This window comes from Roseibium sp. RKSG952 (assembly GCF_009711355.1).
Map to the genome: position 1 here is coordinate 87,447 of NZ_SMMF01000954.1, position 6,829 is coordinate 94,275.

At 57.7% G+C, this 6,829-nt stretch carries 4 protein-coding genes; 2 read left to right on the forward strand and 2 right to left on the reverse strand.

What is annotated here, in order from left to right; translation table 11 throughout:
* Positions 1-21: 21 nt before the first annotated feature.
* Entirely contained in the window at positions 22-1,140 is a 1,119-nt protein-coding gene (locus E1297_RS36085; RefSeq protein WP_155146738.1) for a hypothetical protein, read from the reverse strand.
* Positions 1,141-1,554: 414 nt separating this feature from the next.
* Complete coding sequence (locus tag E1297_RS36090) at positions 1,555-2,634, reverse strand: hypothetical protein (protein WP_155146740.1); 1,080 nt, start codon at positions 2,632-2,634, stop codon at positions 1,555-1,557.
* Between the two features lie 283 nt (positions 2,635-2,917).
* Between E1297_RS36090 and E1297_RS36095 the strand changes: the two genes are divergently transcribed.
* On the forward strand, positions 2,918-4,393 hold the full coding sequence (locus E1297_RS36095; protein ID WP_155146742.1) for an NAD-dependent succinate-semialdehyde dehydrogenase: 1,476 nt from the start codon (positions 2,918-2,920) through the stop codon (positions 4,391-4,393).
* 129 nt (positions 4,394-4,522) lie between these two features.
* Positions 4,523-6,706, forward strand: coding sequence for an esterase-like activity of phytase family protein (locus E1297_RS36100; protein WP_155146744.1), 2,184 nt, complete (start codon positions 4,523-4,525; stop codon positions 6,704-6,706).
* Positions 6,707-6,829: the final 123 nt, after the last annotated feature.

A 6,829-nucleotide genomic window follows, 5' to 3' on the forward strand; every position in this document is an offset into this window, starting at 1 on the left:
TCAAAATCGCCTTTGCTGTCTTCAATATCTCAACACCTGTCCGGTCTTGCTGACGACGAACTTGCGTACGTCGGCAAAACCCGGCGGGTTGCGTTCGGCCAGCACCTGAAACGGGCGCTGGGGCAGGATGATCGACCGCTGGGTACGGGTGGCGCCGGTTTCAGCCCCTTGCCCGCCGAACGGGTCCAACGCAAACACCTCGCGCTCAACGGTCGAGAACCACCCGGCGCGCTCTTCGATCACCTCTTCGCTTTCCAGTTCCTCGGTGGTCCAGGCCAGCGCCCAGTCCTGCCCCTCGGGCGCTTGCGCGTCTTCCAACACCTGCCGCAGGGGGCCGGATTGCTCAGTATAGGCCGAGGAATACATCGGACCCACATGGATGCGGCGCAGGTGCTTGGGGTGCAGGTCGTCAAAATCCTGATCGAAGCCTTTGGCGATGGTCACCAGTTTCAACCCGCCCAGAGACTGCGCCATCAGATGCGCCTGCACCTCGGGCCAGCGACGTTGGTCCTTGGGCAGGGCGGTTTTACCGCTGTCCTCAAGCTGCATCAGGTAAATGACCGGCAGGTTGATCTGGCTGTCATAAACCGCCCAGTGGATCAGAAACTTGCGCCGGTCTCCCTCATTCCCGATCCAGTGACACTCGGGGTCGTTGCGGGCCCAAAACAACTCACCCTTTAGCAATTCCTCGTAATAGAGCCGCTGGGACAGCGCAAATTGCAGCTTGGTGGGGATTTCCCGGTCGCTAATGATGGTGCGCACCATGTCGGTTTTCAGATCGTCTTCCGAGGGCATGTTCGCCAGATGCACTTGCGCCTGCTGTGCGTCATTGGCCATGGTCAGCAACTCAGCCGCCACCGGAAATCCGCTGTCACGCTTGTCCATGGCGAGGCTGCCAAAGAACCGCCCGGTATCGCGCCCGACCAACAGGTATTTCATGCTGAGCGCGCGAAAGGTGTAGAGCAGCCCCGAGAGGTAGCGCGACACGATCCGCACCTCTTGCTTGCTGATCGCGCCCTCGGCCTCCATCGTCGCGGCCACGCGCAGGAGGTGGACAGTGATCACCTCGAATTTACGGAAATAACGGCGCGAGGCGAAAGTGTCGGTCAGGCCAACATGGTCTTGGGTGGGGTCAGTCATTAGGTGCTACTGGGTGCTCAATTCTCATTCTACAGTCTTCTAGAGCACCGATAAAGACGAGGCAGTAGAGCCCAATCACGCCGCTCCACGGCAAACCCATAGAAAAAAACAAAGAGCTACCGAACAGCATCCCCAAAAACGGAAGTATCCACCTGTTCCTTATTTGACGCCAAAGTAGCTTAGAACCTATGGCTTCCAACAAGCTCATCTGATGTTCCGGCTCGACGTAAGGCCCCCACTTCGGCTTAAGAAACAGAGAAACGTACAAATAAACAGCCACAAAAGCCCAAACTGACACCGCACTCAGATCAGGTTTCCCGGACATCAACCCGATGACAAAGGTGCCCATGAAAACGGATAGAAGCACGAGCGGTATCGTGTTGAGTAGTTCTCGCGTTGTGTACCGCAACAACCTTAACCCCCATACAAATTCTTATCATGCTTCTCGACAATCGAGGCAAACCGGCGGGCAAAGCGTTCATCTGCCTTGGCCTTTTTCTCCAGCACGTCGCGGGCAAAGACCATGTGGTCCTCATGTGCCTCAAGCATGTCGGCCATTTTCTGGTTGGTTGCGGTGCCGATGGCGGCCATGGCGGTTTGCGCCTCTTGGTCCGTCTTCACGCCGATCTCGTTGATGCGGTGGGCCACGTCCTGCTGCTGTGCGGTTTTCAGCGATTTGGTCAGGGCATCATACAGCACGACGCGCTGCTGCGTGTCTGTCTGCAGCTTGTTGATTAGCACCATTTGCGTCGCCGCCTGGTTCTGTAGCGAGTCGACCCAGGTCTTGCCCTTTTCGATATAACGCTCCAGCGTTTGGGATTTGGCCAGTTTGACCTGCTCTTCCTGAACCTTGGCGTTGTATTGCTTGTTCAACTCAGCCAGTTCGGTCTCCAGTTGAGTACGCGCGGCGGCGTCCTGTTCCACGCTGATCTTGTTCTCCAAAGTGATGATCGTCGGATCCATACCCTGAATCTCGGCCCGCAAGGCTTCCAGCTCGGCCACTGTGGCCTCGCGGTCGTCCAGCGTGACGGTCAGGTTTTCCTCAACCTTGACGCGTTGCTCCTCCAGAACTGCCAACTGTCCTTCGAGTAGCTTCACGATCACATCGGATTTGGCGATCAGGTCCTGAAGCTTGTCGTCGATATTGGCCGTGCGCATGCGCTCCTGCCGCATCGACTCGGATTTGCCCTTGGAGAAGAAGCCGACAAACGTCTCCCACCCCGATTTCGAACGCATCTCGTCAAAATCCTTGGAAAAGGCGCTGGTGACGTCGTCCAAACCCATGATCAGCTCGGCGATATTGGCATTCATCACCTCAGTATGGGCATGCACGTCTTCCAGCGTGGCATTTTCGATGTCGATATCTGCTTCGGCGGTACCGATCTTGGAGCGTGCCGCTTCGATACGTGAGGTCAGCCCTTCGATCTGCGATTGCGACTCCCGCACTTTGGCCTGAGTTTCCTGAATCAACGCTTCGAATTGCTGGTTCGACATCTGTCCTATCCCTATTTTTCTTATGTACCCAATAAGATAGGGAATGTTATGATCATTTACATCCCCTTGGGCCTCCAAATCAAAGGGACTTTGGCAAAAACGCATCAAAAAAGATAGGCAAGAAGAACCGAGAGATTGGATTTCGTGCTTAGCGCCTGCCGCCGCATAGATAGAAAGATAATTTGATCAAATCTGGATTGATCCAACGCCCAGAATGGCCATAGACAAGACCTGTGCCACCTGTTTGTGTGCCCACAAATCAACAGATGCCGGAGGCTGACCCATGCTGGACGCAACAACCGACCTGAAATCTATTCTGAAAAACCCCGACTTGCTGGTGACCAAAGCCTATGTCGGTGGTCAATGGGTTGACGGAGACAATGGCACCTTTGCCGTCACCAATCCGGCACGCGGAGACGTCATCGCCGAAGTCGCAGATCTGAGCCGCGCGCAGGTTGCGGGCGCAATCGCACAGGCCGAAGCGGCGCAAAAAGAATGGGCCAAGTTGACTGGCAAGGAACGCGCCGTGATCCTGCGCCGTTGGTATGACCTGATGATGGAGAACGCCGAAGATCTGGGCAAAATCCTGACTGCCGAGCAGGGCAAACCGTTGGCCGAAGCCGTTGGAGAGATCGGCTATGGTGCCTCGTTCATCGAGTTTTTCGGCGAAGAGGCCAAGCGGGTCTACGGCGAGACGATCCCCGGCCATCAGCGCGACAAGCGGATCATGGTTTTGAAACAGCCGATCGGAGTTGCAGCTTCGATCACGCCGTGGAACTTCCCCAATGCGATGATTACCCGCAAGGCCGCCCCGGCGCTGGCGGCTGGCTGCGCCTTTGTTGCGCGCCCGGCCAAGGAAACTCCGTTGTCCGCACTTGTAATGGGTGTTCTGGCGGAACAGGCTGGCATCCCAGCGGGCGTGTTCAACGTACTGCCATCCTCCAGCGCCAGCGAAATTGGCAAGGAATTCTGCGAAAACCCCGGCGTGCGTAAACTGACCTTTACCGGCTCGACCGAAGTGGGCCGCATCCTGCTGAAACAGGCCGCCGATCAGGTCATGAAATGCTCGATGGAGCTGGGCGGCAACGCGCCGTTCATCGTGTTTGACGATGCTGATCTGGATGCAGCCGTCGAAGGCGCGATGATGTGCAAGTTCCGCAATAACGGCCAGACCTGCGTCTGCGCTAACCGCATCTACGTGCAGGCCGGCGTTTACGATGAATTTGCAGCCAAGCTGAAAGCCGCTGTTGAAGCGTTGAAAATCGGCGACGGTCTGGCCGAGGGCACAACCACCGGTCCGCTGATCAACGAAGAAGCGGTCGCCAAGGTCGAGGAACACATAAAGGACGTCACCGACAAGGGCGGCGCGGTTCTGACCGGCGGTCTGCCACATGATCTGGGCGGTACTTTCTTCCAGCCGACGATCGTGACCGGTGTAACTCAGGACATGATGGTTGCGCAGGACGAGACCTTTGGCCCGCTGGCACCGCTGTTCAAGTTCGAAGACGAAGACGACGTGATCGCCATGGCCAATGACACGATCTTCGGTCTGGCCTCATACTTCTATGCCAAAGATCTGAGCCGCGTCTACAAGGTGGCCGAGGCGCTGGAATACGGCATCGTCGGTGTGAACACCGGCATCATCTCGACCGAGCTTGGCCCGTTTGGCGGCGTCAAACAGTCCGGCCTGGGTCGCGAAGGCAGCCATCACGGCATGGAAGACTATCTTGAGATGAAATACGTCTGCCTGTCGGTCTGATCCAACAAGGCCCCGGCGTAAACGCGCCGGGGCCATTCGGTTTGTCACAAAACTGCAAACAAACCGTCACATCCCTGCAATGACCCGCGTTCATCCCCCTCTCATCCAAGTGAGAGAGGATACCACCCGATGTCGTTGCGCTTTGTCTGCCTGACATCTGCCCTTGCCCTGACCGCCGGTCAGGCTGCGGCAGAAATGAACTTCAACCGAATTGCGTCTTTCCCCGTCGTCAAAAACATGGCTGAGGGAGCTGATACCGAACGTGAGACCTCACCCGAGATCATCGCGGCAACCGCGGACGGTATGACGCTGGTCTACACCGACAGCCCGTTGGGTGTAATCGGCATGGTCGACATCACCGACCCTGCGAAACCGGCGCCTCTGGGCGCGATGGAGGTGGGCGGCGAACCAACCTCGGTTGGGATCGTTGGTGCAACGGCGTTTGTCGGCGTGAACACATCGAAAAGCTATACAGCCCCTTCGGGAAAGCTGATCTCGGTCGATATCGCTGGTAAGGCCGAAACCGGCGCTTGTGATCTGGGCGGTCAGCCCGACAGCGTCGCCATCGCCCCCGATAGCAGCTTTATTGCTGTTGCGATCGAGAACGAGCGCGACGAAGACCTGAATGACGGCATCATCCCACAATTGCCCGCCGGATCGCTGGCGCTGGTGCCGCTGAAAGACGGTGCGCTGGATTGCGCTGGCATGAAGATGGCCATGCTAACCGGTCTGGCCGAAGTTGCACCCACCGATCCCGAGCCGGAATTCGTTGACATCAACGGCCTGGGTGAAACCGTCATCACCTTGCAGGAAAACAACCACATCGCGGTTGTCGATAAAGATGGCAACGTGGTCAGCCATTTCTCGGCCGGCGCGGTTGATCTGGAAGGCATCGACGCCACGGATGAGCGCGGCGCGCTGATCTTCACCGAAAGCCAGCCAGGCCGTCTGCGCGAGCCGGACGCAGTGAAATGGATCGACGACAACCACTTCGCCACCGCCAACGAAGGCGACTACAAAGGCGGCTCGCGCGGTTGGACGATTTTCCACAAGGACGGCACCGTTGTTTACGAAAACGGCACCGATTTCGAGAAAGCGATAATCCAGATCGGCCACTACCCCGACAAACGCTCGGACGCTAAGGGCGTAGAGCCTGAAAGCGTGACCGCTGCCACCTTTGGGGGTACGCCGATGATCTTTGTGGGCGCCGAACGCGCTTCGGTCGTGGGTGTGTATGACGCAACCGATCCGGCCAACCCGGTTCTGAAACAGCTGCTGCCTTCAGGCGTTGGGCCGGAAGGTTATGTTGCCATCCCCGAGCGCAACCTGCTGGTCTCGGCAAACGAAAAAGACCTGATCGAAGATGGAGGCCCGCGTGCGCATGTCTCGATTTTTGAGTATCAGGACGCCCCCGCCAACTATCCGCATTTGACCTCGGAAGGCGCGGATGAGCTGATCGGATGGGGTGCTCTGTCAGGTCTGGTCGCGGATGAGGACGGCATGATCTATGCGGTCAATGACAGCTTCTACGGCTTCCAGCCGTCGATCTTCAAGATCGACCCCAGCCAGCAACCGGCCCGCATCGTGGACGTGATCCGCATTCACCGTCAGGACGGCAATCCCGCGCAAAAGCTGGACCTTGAGGGCATCACGCTGGATGGCAAGGGGGGCTTCTACGTCGCTTCCGAAGGCCGCACCGATCGCGTCATCCCGCACGCGATCTACCATGTCTCGGCCGATGGCCTGATCAAAGACCGCAAGGGTGAAATCGGCCTGTCGCCGGAACTGACGGCCGTCGAAAAGCGTTTTGGCTTTGAGGGCATCACCAAGGTCGGCAACACCCTGTGGATGGCCGTTCAGCGCGAATGGAAGGAAGACCCCAAGAACCATGTGAAACTGGTGGCCTACAATCTGGACACCAAGGAATGGGGTGCCGTGCATTATCCCAAGGCGGATCCGGAGAAGGGCTGGGTCGGTCTGTCGGAGATCGTGGCCTTTGGTGACCATGTCTATGTCATCGAACGCGACAACCAGCACGACCACCGCGCCGTGACCAAAAAGATCTATCGCATCCCGCTGTCAGAAATGACCCCTGCCCCGCTGGGTGGTGAGCTGCCAGTGGTCACCAAGGAAGAGGTCCGCGACCTGCTGCCAGACCTGACCTCAACGGGCGGCTACGTGCTGGACAAGATCGAAGGTCTGGCGATCCTGCCCTCGGGCGAGGCATTCGTTATGACCGACAATGACGGCGTCGACGATGCATCGGGCGAGACGATGTTCTGGTCCATCGGGTCGGTGACCGCCGGAAACTGATCCACAACACATCTGAAAGGCGTCGAGTGTTCACGCTTGACGCCTTTTTTACATGCCCATAAACAGGAGCCTTTCGCAAAATTCATCGGGAGGATTCGGGCATGGCACATCATGACCCCGTAT

Excerpts from the sequence above, each read along its gene's own strand:
- E1297_RS36085 (WP_155146738.1), bottom strand. The coding sequence starts at position 1,140 with ATGACTGACCCCACCCAAGACCATGTTGGCCTGACCGACACTTTCGCC.
- E1297_RS36090 (WP_155146740.1), bottom strand. The coding sequence starts at position 2,634 with ATGTCGAACCAGCAATTCGAAGCGTTGATTCAGGAAACTCAGGCCAAA.
- E1297_RS36095 (WP_155146742.1), top strand. The coding sequence starts at position 2,918 with ATGCTGGACGCAACAACCGACCTGAAATCTATTCTGAAAAACCCCGAC.
- E1297_RS36100 (WP_155146744.1), top strand. The coding sequence starts at position 4,523 with ATGTCGTTGCGCTTTGTCTGCCTGACATCTGCCCTTGCCCTGACCGCC.